This is a genomic window from Tenacibaculum soleae, from assembly GCF_001693415.1.
Taxonomy (GTDB): Bacteria; Bacteroidota; Bacteroidia; order Flavobacteriales; family Flavobacteriaceae; genus Polaribacter; species Polaribacter soleae.
Genome location: NZ_MAKX01000001.1, coordinates 392,129 through 407,294 on the forward strand (window position 1 = coordinate 392,129; position 15,166 = coordinate 407,294).

Below are 15,166 nucleotides of genomic sequence, written 5' to 3' on the forward strand. Positions count from 1 at the left end.
CAATACCACAAACATACATTAATTACAGAACGTGCTACCAATAAAATAATCTATTCTTTATTATCAAGAACAACCACAGTCGGTATTACAATTTTTGCTTTTTTTAGTTTTAATAAAAAACTTATTTACTAAAAAAAGGACTGCTAAACCTACAATTATATATGTAATAATTTCTTGCATTAACTCAATATTTGATAAGCTGCAAAGGCAGATAGATACGCCAAAACTCCCATGCCTACTAATTGTATAATTGGCCATTTCCAACTTTTAGTTTCTCTTTTAACAATTGCTAAAGTTGCCATACACTGCATTGCAAAGGCATAAAATAGTAATAAAGACATTCCTGTTGCAAAATTAAAGCGCTTTTTACCAGTTTCTTGATTTATTTCTGACGCCATTTTTTCTTTAATCGTTGTAATATCCTCACCATCATTTTCAACACTATAAATAGTTGCCAAAGTACCAATAAACACTTCTCGTGCTGCAAATGATGCAATTAAACCAATTCCTATTTTCCAATCATAACCTAATGGTTTTACCACTGGCTCTATCGTTTTACCAGCTATACCTATATAGGAATTTTCTAATTTTTCTGAGGCAATTTTCTGTGATAATTCTGAGGGTGATAACTGCTGATTAGCTGGGTTTTCAACCACATTTTTTTCTACATTTTTAAATGATGTTGGTCCGTGCGATGCTAAAAACCACAATACAATAGAGATGGCTAAAATTATTTTTCCTGCTCCAAAAACAAAGGCTTTTGTTTTTTCTAACACGTCAAAAAACACATTTTTTAATGACGGTAGTTTATAATTAGGCATTTCAACTACAAAAAACGAGTTATTTTTTATTTTTAAAGTTTTATGTAAAATATAAGCGCCAATTATTGCAGCACCAAAACCAAGAACATACAAACTTAGTAAAGTTAACCCTTGTAAGCTTAAAACTCCAAATACTTTTGTATCAGGAACAATCAAAGCTATTAAAATTGCATACACAGGCAAACGTGCAGAACATGTTGTAAACGGTGTTACTAAAATGGTTATCAAACGCTCTTTCCAACTAGATATGGTACGTGTTGCCATAATTGCTGGTATAGCACATGCTGTTCCTGAAATTAAGGGTATTACACTTTTACCACTCATTCCAAAACGGCGCATAATTTTATCCATTAAAAACACCACTCTACTCATATACCCTGTTTCTTCTAAAATAGCTATAAATAAAAATAATATAGCTATTTGTGGTATAAAAATAACTACTCCTCCAATTCCTGGAATAATTCCTTCGGTTAACAAATCAGTTAATTTACCTGACGAAAGGTTCATCTTTGTAAACTCAGCAATGTTAGCAAACAAATCGTCTATAAAATCCATTGGCATAGAAGCCCAATCAAAAACAGATTGAAAGATTAACAATAACAATCCGAAAAAAATAAAATACCCAAATATTTTATGTGTAAAAACCCTGTCTAATTTCGATCGTAAATCGGTTGCTTTTGATGTATCAACCGTATAGGTTTCTTTTAAAATTGAATTTATTTTTTGATAACGATAAATGGTTTCTTTATGCTGATACCTTTTTTGCTTTGGCTCATTTTTCTCAAACAACTCTAGCTCTTTTTTCTCATCCTCAGATAATAAAAAAGTATGCTTTTGGGTAAGCATCATCCACAATTTATAAGATAGAAAACTAGGATTTATCTTTTGTAATTCCTTAAAATAATTTGTATCTATTTTTGATGAAATTTCATTAAAACTAGAATAAGTATCTAACTCTTTATAATTTTCTATTGCAGTTTTTACAGCACCTACCCCTTTATTATTTCTTGCTGATATCAATACTACTTTTGTATGTAAATCCTTTTCTAACTTTTTAATATCAATTGAAATTCCCTTACGCTGCATCTGATCAGCCATGTTTAAGGCTAAAATAGTAGGCATTTCTAAATCTTGAATTTGAGAAAAAAGCAGCAAATTTCGTTTTAAATTCTCAACATCAGCAACAACTACAATTACATCAGGTTTTTCATTTTCATCAGCATTCAACAATGTTTTTAAAACAATACTTTCATCAATTGATGTTGGATTAATACTATAAGTCCCTGGCAAATCGGTTATAATTGCCGATTTTTTGGCTGATAATTTACAAGTTCCTTCCTTTTTATCAACCGTTACCCCTGGGTAATTACCAACTTTTTGATTTAACCCTGTTAATTGATTAAATAATGATGTTTTTCCGGTATTCGGATTTCCAATTAAAGCTACTTTAATACGCTTGTTCATCAGTTATATTTTGGTAATTGTAATTTTACTTGCCGTTTCTTTTCGTATTGCTAAATGACTTCCATCTACACATATATAAACCGGATCATTAAAAGGAGCAACTTGCATTAATTCAACTTCTGTACCTGGCAAACAGCCCATTTCTAATAATTTTAAAGGGATAATATCTAAGCAGTCTTCAGATATAATTCCACGTTCTCCGATAAGTAAAGTTGCAATTGAATTCAAAATAACACATATAAATTGGCTTGCAAAGATACTAAAATAGAACCATTCTAAACAATACACTTGTAACTATCTTACCTTTCATTTTTAAGGTTGTTCTCTGTATTTGAAATCTTATATTTGTTGCATGACTTTCGATCAAATTATAGGACAAGAACATATAAAAAAACATTTACAGCAATCTGCTGAAAATAATAGAATACCACACGCGCAACTTTTTATTGGTAAAGAAGGTACAGGTACATTACCAATGGCAATTGCTTATGCTCAATTTTTGTTATGTAAATCATCAAGTAACGAAGAGGCTTGTGCTATAAAATGCAATAAATTACAGCATCCTGATTTGCATTTTGCTTTTCCTGTAACCACCAACGATTCGGTAAAAAAACACCCTGTTAGCAACTTATTTTTGAATGACTGGAGAAGTTTTATCGAAAAACAACCTTATGGAAACGTTTTTGATTGGTCTAAACATATTGGTGTAGAAAATAAACAAGGGCAAATAGGGGTTGATGAAGCGCAAGATATTGTTAAAAAACTACAACTAAAATCGTATGAAGGTGGTTTTAAAGTAATGATTATTTGGATGGCAGAAAAAATGAATATTGCAGCCGCAAATAAGTTATTAAAATTGATTGAAGAGCCTCCTAATAAAACAATTTTTTTATTGATTACTGAAGATGAAGGGCAAATTATAAACACCATAAAATCAAGATGCCAAGCATTAAACTTTCCTTCACTAAGTGATACAGATATTGCCGATGCTTTAATTGAAAACGAAAACATTTTGGAAAATGAAGCGGTTAAAATTGCGCATCAATCCGAAGGAAATTACAACAAAGCATTGCATATTTTAAATAATAATTCAAATGATTTAATTTTTGAAGAATGGTTTATTACTTGGATTCGTGCAGCTTTTAAGGCTAAAGGTAATGCTGCCGTTATACAAGATTTAATCGGCTGGTCTGAAATTATTGCAAAATCAGGTAGAGAAACACAAAAACAATTTTTACAATATTGTTTACAGTTTTTTAGGCAAGCTCTATTATTAAATTACGGCACACCTGATTTGGTTTTTTTAGAAACAAAATCTGCAAATTTTCAACTTTCAAAGTTCGCTCCTTTTATACATAGTGCTAATATTTTAACTATTGAAAAAGAAGTAAGTGACGCTCAATATCATATTGAAAGAAACGGAAATGCTAAAATAATTTTATTAGATTTATCTATTAAATTAACCCGTCTTTTACATAGTAAAGAAGAAAAAATTCAATCATAATTATGAAAATAAAACATCTTTTTATCTTACTTTTCGGATTACTTTTTGCTACCTGTAATCAAAATAAAAAAGATACCCTTAAAAATTATATGATTGGTAATTGGGAAACCACTTATTTAAAAATAAAAATGGTTACCGTAAACAAAACTGATAGTACATCCGTTTTTGAAGATAATTTTAGTAAACCCAATACAGGTAAAGCCCAATCTTCTTATAAAAAAGATGGAACATTTTCAGCTTGGTTTAAACAACCGGATGGTAAAAAAATAGATGAAACTAGCGGAAAATGGAAAACCAAAAACGATAGTTTATATATTAATTATACATATTTAGGAAAACAAGTACAAGCCTGGTATAAAATAAATAAAACAAAAAAAGGTTTTAAAGGAACCGTAATATACGATTGGGATAACGATGGCGAGTTTGACGATACCTTAATTATGAATACTAAAAGACTAAAACAATAAGTTTGCTAAATATTAAAAACATATCGCTACGAATTAGAATTTTTTTATCAATGATACTATTGGTATTATTGGCCTCTATTTTAATTATAAGTGTTACTATATATCAATACGGTGAACAAACGGATGATTATAATAAACTTCGCTTTGAACGTAAAGAAACATCTACTAAAAATGATATTGAAATTGAATTAAAGCGTAGAACAACATACCCTGTAACCACTAGTAATTTAGCTAAAATTTTTCAAGACCGGATTTATAATATTGCGTACGTTCATAAATTAACAATATCTATGTTTGATATGAATGGGCAATTATTAAAATCGTCAATACCTTATAATTTTGACAAGAAAGAAGGCAAAAACTTAACACAAGAAACCGTTAATAAGCTTGCCAACAGCTCTGAACACCGAATACCAGGAATTGAAATAAAAGAAGGAATTACCTATCAATCATCTTTTTCTTATTTAACAGATACTAGATTTAAAAGAATTGGTATTTTACAAATACAAATAGCCCAAAATAATGAGGAACAAAAACATGAATTACGTGAATTTATATCGCGCTTATTACTTGTTTATCTTTTAATGTTTATAATTGCTATTGCTTTGGCTTATTTTTTATCGAGTTATATTACCCGATCTATTCAAACAATTTCTGCAAAAATTAAAGAAACCCGTTTAAATCAGCGGAATGAAAAAATAACCCTAAACTCAGCAAGCTCTGAAATAAACTCTCTTATTGACTCTTACAATAATATGATTGATCAACTAGAGGAAAGTGCTGTAAAATTAGCTAAAAGCGAGCGTGAACAAGCTTGGAGAGAGATGGCTAAACAAGTGGCGCATGAAATAAAAAACCCATTAACACCAATGCGTCTTTCTGTGCAAAGTTTTGACAGACGATTCAATCCTGAAGACCCAAATATTAAAGAAAAAATGTCTGAATATAGCGAAACATTAATTCAACAAATTGATGTACTAAGCTCCATTGCTTCTGCTTTTTCTGACTTTGCAAAAATGCCTACACAACGTCGTGAAAAACTAAATGTTGTTGATATTGTTAAACATTCTCTTGATATTTTTAACGAAAACTATATTCATTACATACCACAAGAAACTGAAATCTTTGCACATTTAGATAAAACTCAATTAATTCGTGTTGTAACAAACCTAGTTAAAAATGCTACACAAGCTATTAAACAAAATGAAATCAACCCAAAAATAGAAGTAAAAGTAACTTCTGATAGTAATAATTTAAAAATTATTGTTTCTGATAACGGAAAAGGTATTGCAGATACTAACAAAGAATTAATTTTCGAACCTAAATTCACCACCAAAACAAGTGGTATGGGCTTAGGTTTAGCCATGATAAAAAACATAATTGAAGCGTATAACGGAACCATCAGCTTTACATCAACCGAAGGTATCGGAACCGTTTTTACCGTAATTTTACCCAAAACTTAATCCAATGAAATTCGAAAACATTTTAGTAACTATTGCTAGCGGATTAGCAACTATTACCATCAACAGACCAAAAAAATTAAACGCTTTAAATAGTACAACTATAAAAGAATTAAGTATCGCTTTTGAAACTTTAGAAGACGATATTACCGTAAAAACAATTATTATTACCGGTAGTGGTGAAAAAGCTTTTGTTGCAGGTGCTGATATTGCTGAATTTGCTAATTTCTCTGTAGAAGAAGGAGCACATTTAGCTAGACTAGGCCAAGAATCTCTTTTTAATTTAGTAGAAAATTTAGCAACACCTGTAATAGCAGCTGTAAATGGTTTTGCCTTGGGAGGCGGGCTAGAATTAGCGATGGCTTGTCATTTCAGAATAGCATCAGATAATGCAAAAATGGGGTTACCAGAAGTATCTTTAGGAGTAATTCCTGGCTATGGAGGTACGCAACGCTTACCTCAATTAGTTGGTAAAGGAAAGGCGATGGAATTAATTATGACCGCAGGAATGATCTCTGCACAAGAAGCTAAAGAATGGGGATTAGTAAACCATGTTGTTAACCTGGAAGAGCTTTTACCTCTAGCTGAAAAATTAGCTAGTAAAATAATGCGTAATTCATCAGTAGCAATTAGTGCTGCTATTAGAGCCGTGAATGATAATTTTAAAGATGGTGTTAACGGTTTTGAAACTGAAATAGCTGAATTTGGTGATTCATTTGGAACAGAAGATTTTAAAGAAGGTACTACTGCTTTTTTAGAAAAAAGAAAACCCAATTTTCCTAATAAATAAAAAATATTATTTAAAATTAAAAAAGCATCTAGATAACTAGATGCTTTTTTAATTTTAAGGGGAAAAAATTTATAACTAAGGGGATTATTACTTAATGAAGTAAATATATACATTATTATCAATAAACAGCTAATTTAATTAATTATTTTTCACTAAAACAACACATTTACCGAAGCAAAAACCACAAAACACTCTATTTCAATGCATTCCATTCAATATAAAATTGCTTTAAAAATGACTCCATATAATTGTGCCTTTGAATTGCTATTTGTTTCCCTCTTTGAGTATTCATTTTATCTTTTAAAAGTAGTAGCTTTTCATAAAAATGGTTAATTGTTGGCGCTGTTGATTTTTTATACTCATCTTTTGTCATGTTCAAATTAGGTTTAATTTCTGGGTCATATAAAACCCTATTTTTAAACCCTCCGTAATTAAAACAACGCGCTATACCAATTGCACCAATTGCATCCAATCTATCTGCATCTTGAATTACAGCTAACTCTGGTGAGCTAAATTTAACTCCATCTGATAAACTTGTTTTATAAGAAATATATTGAATAATATTTTCTATATGAACAATTGATTCTTCATCCACTTCTTGTTTCTCTAAAAACTTACGTGCTAATTTAGGACCAATTGTTTCATCACCATCATAAAACTTTGCATCAGCAATATCGTGTAATAAAGCCCCTAATGAAACGATAAAATTATCAACATTTTCATCTTCAGCTATTAATAAAGCATTTTTGTAAACACGTTCAATATGAAACCAATCATGTCCACCTTCTGCACCTTGTAACGTCTTTTTTACAAATACTATGGTGTTTTTTATTGTTTGTTGTGTATCCATTTTTCAAAAATAAAAATCCTGTGTTAAAAAAACACAGGATTCTAATAACTAAGACAATTTTTATGTCTAAATTAAATTATTAGCCACTAAATACTCGGCTATTTGTATTGTATTTGTTGCTGCTCCTTTACGTAAGTTATCAGAAACAACCCATAGGTTTAACGTGTTTTCTTGCGATTCATCTCTACGAATTCTTCCTACAAAAACCTCATCCTTATTATGTGCTGTTATTGGCATCGGATACAAATTATTTGCTAAATCATCTTGTACAATAACTCCATCTGTATTGTTTAAAATTTCACGAACTTCTTGTAAATCAAAATCATTATTAAACTGTACATTTACTGCCTCTGAATGCCCTCCTGCTGTTGGAATTCTTACTGCAGTTGCCGTTACAGAAAAAGAATCATCTCGTAAAATTTTCTTAGGCTCTTTTACCAATTTCATTTCTTCTTTGGTGTAACCATTTTCTAAAAAAACATCGCAATGTGGTAAAGCATTTCTTCCTATTTTATGAGGATACGCCATCTCTCCATCAATACCAGCTTCTTCATTATTTAATTGTGTTACTGCTTTTACTCCTGTTCCTGAAACAGATTGGTATGTAGATATTACCACACGTTTCATAGTATATTTTTTATGTAACGGTGCTAACGCCATTACTAACTGAATTGTAGAACAGTTAGGGTTCGCAATAATTTTATCATCAACAGTTAAAACATCTCCATTGATTTCAGGAACCACTAGTTTTTTTGTTGGATCCATTCTCCAAGCCGATGAGTTATCGATAACAGTTGTACCAACCTCGGCAAACTTTGGAGCCCATGCTAACGAAGTATCTCCTCCTGCAGAAAACAACGCAACATCTGGTTTCATTGCTACTGCGGTTGCTAAAGTTACCACCGTATAATCGATACCATTATAATTTATTTTTTTTCCAGCAGAACGTTCTGAAGCAACAGGAATTAATTCTGTTACCTTAAAATTTCTTTCTGCTAATACTTTTAACATTACGTTTCCTACCATTCCGGTAGCACCAACAACTGCAACTTTCATTTTTTAATGTGTTACTAAAATTAATATATACAAAGGTTTAAAAAAATTGAATTAGTTGTATCTGTTTTTATTGATATTTTTAAGTAAAGTTTAAAAAATATCAAATTAATTCAAAAAGTATGTTTTTAAACAGTTAAGAGCAAAAAAACTGTACATTTGTAGCGATTTTTTTATAAATCAAAAACATTTTGTAAAACTTAAAAAAGTATAGCATGCAACTGTACAACAAGTTAAGCGCAAAAGAACGCGCTACTTTAATTGACGAAGCGGGAAAAGACCGTTTAACCATTTCTTTCTATCAATATTACAAGATAGAAAATCCACAAATTTTTAGAGATAAATTATTTATCGAATGGAACGGGCTTGATGTTCTTGGTAGAACCTATGTTTCTTACGAAGGTATCAATGCGCAAATTTCTGTTCCAGCAGAAAATTTCTTAAAATTAAAAGAACAACTAGATGCGATTTCTTTTTTAAAAGATATTCGTTTAAACGTTGCAGTTGAACAAGACAATAAATCGTTTTTAAAATTAAAAGTAAAGGTTCGTAACAAAATTGTTGCTGATGGGTTAAATGACAACACTTTTGATGTTACTAACAAAGGAATACACTTAAACGCCAAGGAATTTAACGAAATGTTAGCCAATCCAAATACGGTTTGTGTTGATATGCGCAACCATTACGAAAGTGAAATTGGGCATTTTGATGGGGCTGTAACCCCGGATGTTGATACATTTAGAGATTCGTTAGATATTATTGAAGAAGATTTAAAAGATAATAAAGAAGATAAAAACTTATTGATGTATTGTACTGGCGGAATTCGTTGTGAAAAAGCTTCTGCATACTATAAACACAAAGGTTTTAAAAATGTTTTTCAGTTAGAAGGCGGAATTATAGAATACACTCGACAAGTAAAAGACGAAGGAATAGAAAATAAATTTATTGGTAAAAATTTTGTTTTCGACCACCGAAGAGCCGAGCGTATTACCGATGATGTAATTTCTAATTGTCATCAATGCGGTAAAGCTTGCGACACACATACAAATTGTGCCAACGAAGCGTGTCATTTACTTTTTATTCAATGCAGTGAATGCGCCGAGAAAACCGAAAATACTTGTTCTACTAATTGCCAAGAAATAATCCAATTATCTTTTGAAGAGCAAAAAGAATTGCGAAAAGGGAAAGGAAATAGCAATAAGATATTTAAAAAAGGACGGTCAGAAGTTTTAAAATTTAAAAAATAAAACAAATCAAAAGCACTCAATTGAGTGCTTTTTTCTTTTTAAATATGTAATTTTATATTCTAACTATACCCTAAAAAATGCCGCTGAAACCACCTTATCGTAAAATTATTCATGTTGATATGGATGCCTTTTATGCTTCGGTAGAACAGCTCGATAATCCTAAATTAAGAAACAAACCACTTGCTGTTGGTGGTAATGAAATTCGCGGTGTAGTTTCTGCTGCAAGTTATGAGGCTCGAAAATTCGGAGTTAAATCTGCAATGAGTGGATTTTTAGCTAAAAAAAAATGTCCCCATCTAATTTTTGTTCCGCCCAGATTTGATCGATATAAAGAAATATCATCTAAAATTAGGGCTATATTTTATGATTATACCGATTTGGTTGAACCACTTTCTTTAGATGAAGCCTATTTAGATGTTACTGAAAATAAAAAAAGTAATTTATCTGCTAGTTTAATTGCTCAAGAAATTAGGCAACGTATTTGGGATGAACTACAATTAAGAGCATCCGCAGGAATATCAATCAATAAATTTGTTGCAAAAATTGCCTCGGATATTAATAAACCTAACGGGCAAAAAACAATAAATCCAGAAGAAGTAATTCCTTTTTTAGAAGAATTGCCTGTAAATAAATTTTATGGCGTTGGTAAAGTTACAGCGGCTAAAATGCATAATTTAGGTATATTTAAAGGCATTGATTTAAAGAATAAGACTCTCGAAGAACTATCTTTATTGTTTGGTAAATCTGGCTTGCATTATTACAATATTGTGAGAGGAATTCACAACAGCAAAGTAAAACCTGACAGGGTTAGAAAATCAATCGCTGCCGAAATTACTTTTAATGAAAACTTATCATCTGAAGTTTTTATGTTGCAGCGCCTTGATAAAATTGCTGATGAATTAGAGCGTAGAATGCAAAAACATAGTACCAAAGGTAAAACAGTCACTTTAAAGATTAAATACAGTGATTTTACTCAACAAACCAGAAGTAAAACTGTAAACCATTATATTCAAGATAAAAAAGAATTTTATCCGATAGTAAAAGAACTTTTATATCAAGATGTTTTAAAAAATTCTGTTCGATTACTTGGTATTTCATTTAGTAATTTAAATACTAAAAAAAAAGAATCAACATGGGTTCAATTAAAATTTAACTTCTAAACCAAAGGTATTTTTAACGATACTATGGTACCACATGCATTATCATTTTCGTCAACTAAATCTGTATAATCCAATGAATAATCATTCTCAAATTGCACCGAAAAATTACTTAATCGTTCTTTGGTTAAATTTATTCCAATTGATTTTCGATTTAATGTTTTATTACTCTTAATTCTAAAAGCTTCTTTACGTCCTACCCCATTATCTTCTATATCTATTTGATAAAATTTTTCAGATAATTTATTTACAGATAATTTTATTTTTTTTTCTCCTTTTTTTGAAGACAAACCATGCCAAATAGAATTTTCTAAAAAAGGTTGCAAAACTAAAGGAGGAATTTTAACTGTCTCTAAATTGAGGTTTTTATTAAAATTCTCTTCATAATCTATTTCATTTGAAAACCGAATATTTTCAATACTCATATATAGCCCCATCGTTTTCAACTCTTCTCCAAGAGTTACCTCCTTTACAGTAGATGACTCTAATATGCTACGAATTAACTTTGAAAACTTATTTAAATACCGAACAGCATTTTTTTGTTCATTATTTATAATATATAATTTTATCGAATTTAGTGCATTAAATACAAAATGTGGATTCATTTGAATACGTAAAGCATCTTGTTCTAAATGTAAAATTTGCTTATCATTTTTCAATAAATTTTGTCGATAAATTGAATACAATAACACCCCGAATAAAGCAATAGATACTAATGCTATTATTAAGATGTTACGGTTTCTTAATAACTTTAACTTAGCTATTTCATTTTCCTTTGCTAAATCTTTTATTTTATTAGTGTGTACTTCACTATCATACTTATTAATAAGACTGTTCATATACCTAATATTATTATTACTAGATATTTGATTTTCTAACTCCATTGATTTATGATAAAAGTCTAATGCTTTTTTATAATTTCCTTTTTTCTGATGTAATTCAGATAAATGATTATATGTTGAAACCAAATTTGAAGGAAGGTTATTTTTTAATCCTATTTTTAAAGATTTTTTTAAATATTCCGCTGCTTTTTTATATTTATTTAATTTTATAGATACCCAACCTAAAGTGTTATATACTTCGGATAAGTAATAATTATTTCCTATTTTTTCAATAGCAGTAACTACTTCTGTAATGTAATTATTAGCTTCTTCAAAAGCTCCTTTTTTAATTAAAACGGCTGCAATACTATTATGACAAATTACTTTCCCTAAACTATCATTATTTAAATTATTATAAAACAATGATTTTTTATAACTATTTAAGGCTATATCTATATTTCCAATATTTTTATGCGCAAACCCAATGTTTTGATAATTTATAGCTAAACCCCTTATATCTTCAAGTTTTTCTTGTATTATAATTGATTCTTTAAATTTATCTAATGCTTTTTCATACTGTTTAAGTGTTAAATAAATATTTCCAATACTATTTATTGCAATACTTTTACTTTTCTTTAAATCATTAGAAGTAATACCTATTTTATTTATAATTTCTAAAGATTGTTGATGATAATTTAATGCTGATCTAATTTTATCTTGACGCCTGTAAACAACTCCTAATTGATTTAATGTTACTATTTCAGCTTCAATACTATTTATTGTTTTTATTATTTTTAACGCTTCATTATATTTTTTAATTGCTTTATTGTATACAGCTTTGTTTCTATAAGAACGCCCTTGAATATTTTTTGCATAAACAACCCCTAAAAGATAATTATTTTGCTTACTATTTTCTAAAAGAAAGTTTGTTTCTTGATCGGTAAAATAAACGTTGTTAAAGAATTTTTGAAGTTTAAAATAGTTCTGTTCTTTTTTTTCTATTCCTGCTAATATTAAACTATCTACATTTTTTTGAGATAGACAAATACTAGTTATCAAACAAAATAAAACTATTATAAAGGTGTTTTTCATTATTAAAATTTATCTAAAAAGTCAGATTTTCTTTGACGTGAAACAGGTATTTTATGGTTATCTTCTAATACGATATATCCATCAGATTTTAAAAACTCTTTAATTTTATTTAAATTTACTACAAATGAATTATGAATTCTAAAAAAATGTTCATCAGGTAATAATGAGTTTACTTCTTTTAACTTTTTTGTTACTACTATTTTTTTATTGTTAACTGTATGTATAGAAGAATAATTACCATCAGATTCAACAAATAAAATATCTGATTCTTCTAAAAAAATTAATTTTCCATCAGTATTTATAGTAATTTTTCTTTTATTAAATTTTTTATTGAATTTTAAGAGTATTTCTTCAAACTTATCATTATTTGTATTTTTGGTATGATAGGTCTTAATTCTTTTTATTGTTTCCTCTAAATCGTCTGAATCCACAGGTTTTAGAAGGTAATCAATAGCTTCATTTTTTAATGCTTTTATAGCATACTCATTATAGGCTGTTGTAATTACAATTGCAAAATCTTTTTTCTTTAATTTTTCAAGTAATTGAAAGCCATCCATCGTAGGCATTTCAATATCTAAAAAAAGACAATCAATAGTATTTTCATTAATATACTTTATCGCCTTTTCTGCTTCGGTAAAGGTTTTTATAACTTCTAAATCATTATTAAAATTAGATAACTCCCAAGTAAGACCTTGTATTGCTTTTGGTTCATCATCTACAATTACGGCTTTCAACATTTACTACTTTTTTAATCAAATATAACTTATATTAATGCAATATTAAAACGCAAAAAGTAGTGAAACAACACTTAAACTCCACAAAAAACACCTAAAACCACAAAACAAAAACCATTTATACATTAATAAACACCATTTACACATTAACTATTTTATAAAATATATTTACATAGTATGTTTGCACTGTAATACACGAGGAAATCGTATTGATAAATTGGGGGATTAATCAATAATGATAATAATAAAAAGCACTACTATTTAGTAGTGCTTTTACTTTTATATAACTTTAACAGTTATTTTATTTATACCCATTTACATAATACACCTCCTATAATAGCTAAAATCACTAATCAATAACTGGTATTAATTGCTATATATTTAAAACTTTTTCTTTCAAATATTACTAAAGTTTGTAACAAAAAAGCTATTAAAAACTAGCTACATATGACAATCCGAAAAACATTACTATATTACCCCCTTTTAAACTTTCTTCAGTAAACTCCATTTCTTTCATCCATGATTTTGCAAAAAGTGGTCCATACCAAATAAACCCTACAATTATAGGTAGAAATGCTGTTAATACGCATATCAAAAATTAAATTTAATTTTTATAAACCTATGATTTATAGTTAAATATAATAATAAAAAGCATCAAATAAATATTTGATGCTTTTCAATAGATTCCTGTATATTTCAATTATTTTATTTTCATTGATTTAGCAATTGCTTCTAATTCAAACAAAAAATCACGTTTGTTTACCGATGGTGCATAGGTAAACCCTTCAAAAATAATTAAACGATTATTTTTCTTATCAACTATTGTATAATTAATAAATGGCCCTGCCATAAAATCATTTTTAACCTCCCATTTTCCTCTTGTCTCATAGGCTTTTTTATCATCTATTTCAGCATCAAAAGTAAATGGTGTATAGGCTTGTTCGGTAATCATATACATACCCTCTTTACTTCCTGGTATGTATTTTTTACCAATAGTATCACGCACTGCAGTAATATTATCAGCAACCGCATTTTCATCGCCTAATGGGACACTATATATTAAAATGTTATTTGTACCATCTCCTCTAGCTATTCCACTTTTTAAATGCTGACGAAACCAAATAAACTCACCTGTATCTTCTACCAATCTAAATCTCTTTGGAATATCTAACGTTAGTCCTATATTGTTTATAGTTTTAAATGCTGTTTCATCGATTCTATCTTTTTTAAAGAGACGTTGTGTAAATTTAATATCTTCATCTTTAAATAATTTAATAATCTCTTTACCTCTAGTGTTTAAAACGTTTATTAACCCTTGCTTATTTTTAGCTGTTACATGAACTATAATTTGAGGAGAGGCATATCTATTATTTTCAATAGTAATAGCTTCTTTTTCTCCTTCCTTTAAGGTTAAAATAGCTTTTCCATGTCGCATAAAACTACTAAACCCAACAGGATCTATTTGACTTACTGACAATAACGTTTCAGGCTGTGGTAATCCCACTTGATGCTCACCAAATACTTTACGTATTTGATCTCCTAATTTTCCTTGCCAGTCTGCACCTTTTACAACCACCATTATTTTATTGGTGTTACCATTAGATGTTGGTAAAATATAACCTTCTTTGCCAGCACCTGATTTACATGACATCCCTATAAATACCAATACAAGTAAAATTATTTTTTTCATAGTTTGTAGTTTTTAG

The 15,166-nt window shown here is 29.1% G+C and carries 15 protein-coding genes; 6 read left to right on the plus strand and 9 right to left on the minus strand.

Annotation, left to right across the window (positions count from 1 at the left end):
• Positions 1-63: 63 nt before the first annotated feature.
• The 3 genes from BA195_RS14635 to BA195_RS01720 are packed head-to-tail and all read right to left on the minus strand — an operon-like array spanning position 64 to position 2,513.
• Positions 64-258: a FeoB-associated Cys-rich membrane protein gene (locus BA195_RS14635; RefSeq protein ID WP_472725597.1), complete on the minus strand. Its 195-nt coding sequence runs from the start codon at positions 256-258 to the stop codon at positions 64-66.
• Positions 180-2,285 carry a ferrous iron transport protein B gene (feoB, locus tag BA195_RS01715; protein WP_068701807.1) on the minus strand — a complete coding sequence of 702 codons (2,106 nt, stop codon included), beginning with the start codon at positions 2,283-2,285 and terminating at the stop codon, positions 180-182. The genes BA195_RS14635 and feoB overlap by 79 nt, the downstream gene beginning before the upstream one ends.
• A gap of 3 nt (positions 2,286-2,288) precedes the next feature.
• Positions 2,289-2,513 (minus strand): FeoA family protein, encoded by a 225-nt coding sequence (locus BA195_RS01720; RefSeq protein ID WP_068701809.1) that lies wholly within the window; start codon positions 2,511-2,513, stop codon positions 2,289-2,291.
• Between the two features lie 124 nt (positions 2,514-2,637).
• Between BA195_RS01720 and BA195_RS01725 the strand changes: the two genes are divergently transcribed.
• The 4 genes from BA195_RS01725 to BA195_RS01740 are packed head-to-tail and all read left to right on the plus strand — an operon-like array spanning position 2,638 to position 6,506.
• On the plus strand, positions 2,638-3,789 hold the full coding sequence (locus BA195_RS01725) for a DNA polymerase III subunit (protein WP_068701811.1): 1,152 nt from the start codon (positions 2,638-2,640) through the stop codon (positions 3,787-3,789).
• Between the two features lie 2 nt (positions 3,790-3,791).
• Positions 3,792-4,256 (plus strand): hypothetical protein, encoded by a 465-nt coding sequence (locus BA195_RS01730; protein WP_068701813.1) that lies wholly within the window; start codon positions 3,792-3,794, stop codon positions 4,254-4,256.
• Between the two features lie 50 nt (positions 4,257-4,306).
• Complete coding sequence (locus BA195_RS01735; RefSeq protein WP_068701815.1) at positions 4,307-5,719, plus strand: sensor histidine kinase; 1,413 nt, start codon at positions 4,307-4,309, stop codon at positions 5,717-5,719.
• Positions 5,720-5,723: 4 nt separating this feature from the next.
• A complete protein-coding gene (locus BA195_RS01740; protein ID WP_068701817.1) occupies positions 5,724-6,506 on the plus strand; it encodes an enoyl-CoA hydratase/isomerase family protein in 783 nt (260 codons plus the stop codon).
• Positions 6,507-6,699: 193 nt separating this feature from the next.
• On the opposite strand, the gene BA195_RS01745 is transcribed toward BA195_RS01740, so the two are convergent.
• Both BA195_RS01745 and BA195_RS01750 read right to left on the minus strand, forming a co-directional pair.
• A complete protein-coding gene (locus BA195_RS01745; RefSeq protein WP_068701819.1) occupies positions 6,700-7,356 on the minus strand; it encodes an HD domain-containing protein in 657 nt (218 codons plus the stop codon).
• Positions 7,357-7,422: 66 nt separating this feature from the next.
• Positions 7,423-8,412, minus strand: a complete 990-nt coding sequence (locus tag BA195_RS01750; RefSeq protein ID WP_068701821.1) for an aspartate-semialdehyde dehydrogenase — start codon at positions 8,410-8,412, stop codon at positions 7,423-7,425.
• Positions 8,413-8,624: 212 nt separating this feature from the next.
• On the opposite strand from BA195_RS01750, the gene trhO reads away from it, so the two are divergent.
• Together trhO and dinB are read left to right on the plus strand one after the other, a co-directional pair.
• Positions 8,625-9,656, plus strand: a complete 1,032-nt coding sequence (gene trhO, locus BA195_RS01755) for an oxygen-dependent tRNA uridine(34) hydroxylase TrhO (RefSeq protein WP_068701824.1) — start codon at positions 8,625-8,627, stop codon at positions 9,654-9,656.
• A gap of 77 nt (positions 9,657-9,733) precedes the next feature.
• Entirely contained in the window at positions 9,734-10,816 is a 1,083-nt protein-coding gene (dinB, locus tag BA195_RS01760; RefSeq protein WP_068701826.1) for a DNA polymerase IV, read from the plus strand.
• Here dinB and BA195_RS01765 read toward each other — a convergent pair.
• The 4 genes from BA195_RS01765 to BA195_RS01775 form a co-directional block, all read right to left on the minus strand.
• Entirely contained in the window at positions 10,813-12,693 is a 1,881-nt protein-coding gene (locus BA195_RS01765) for a tetratricopeptide repeat-containing sensor histidine kinase (RefSeq protein WP_176714937.1), read from the minus strand. The two genes, dinB and BA195_RS01765, sit on opposite strands and share 4 nt — an antisense overlap.
• Positions 12,694-12,728: 35 nt before the next feature.
• The gene (locus tag BA195_RS01770; RefSeq protein WP_068701829.1) at positions 12,729-13,463 is read right to left on the minus strand and encodes a LytR/AlgR family response regulator transcription factor; all 735 of its coding nucleotides are present in this window, start codon (positions 13,461-13,463) and stop codon (positions 12,729-12,731) included.
• 427 nt (positions 13,464-13,890) lie between these two features.
• Complete coding sequence (locus tag BA195_RS14140) at positions 13,891-14,055, minus strand: DUF1761 family protein (protein ID WP_084443005.1); 165 nt, start codon at positions 14,053-14,055, stop codon at positions 13,891-13,893.
• Positions 14,056-14,160: 105 nt separating this feature from the next.
• The gene (locus BA195_RS01775) at positions 14,161-15,150 is read right to left on the minus strand and encodes a DUF4837 family protein (protein WP_084443007.1); all 990 of its coding nucleotides are present in this window, start codon (positions 15,148-15,150) and stop codon (positions 14,161-14,163) included.
• Positions 15,151-15,166: the final 16 nt, after the last annotated feature.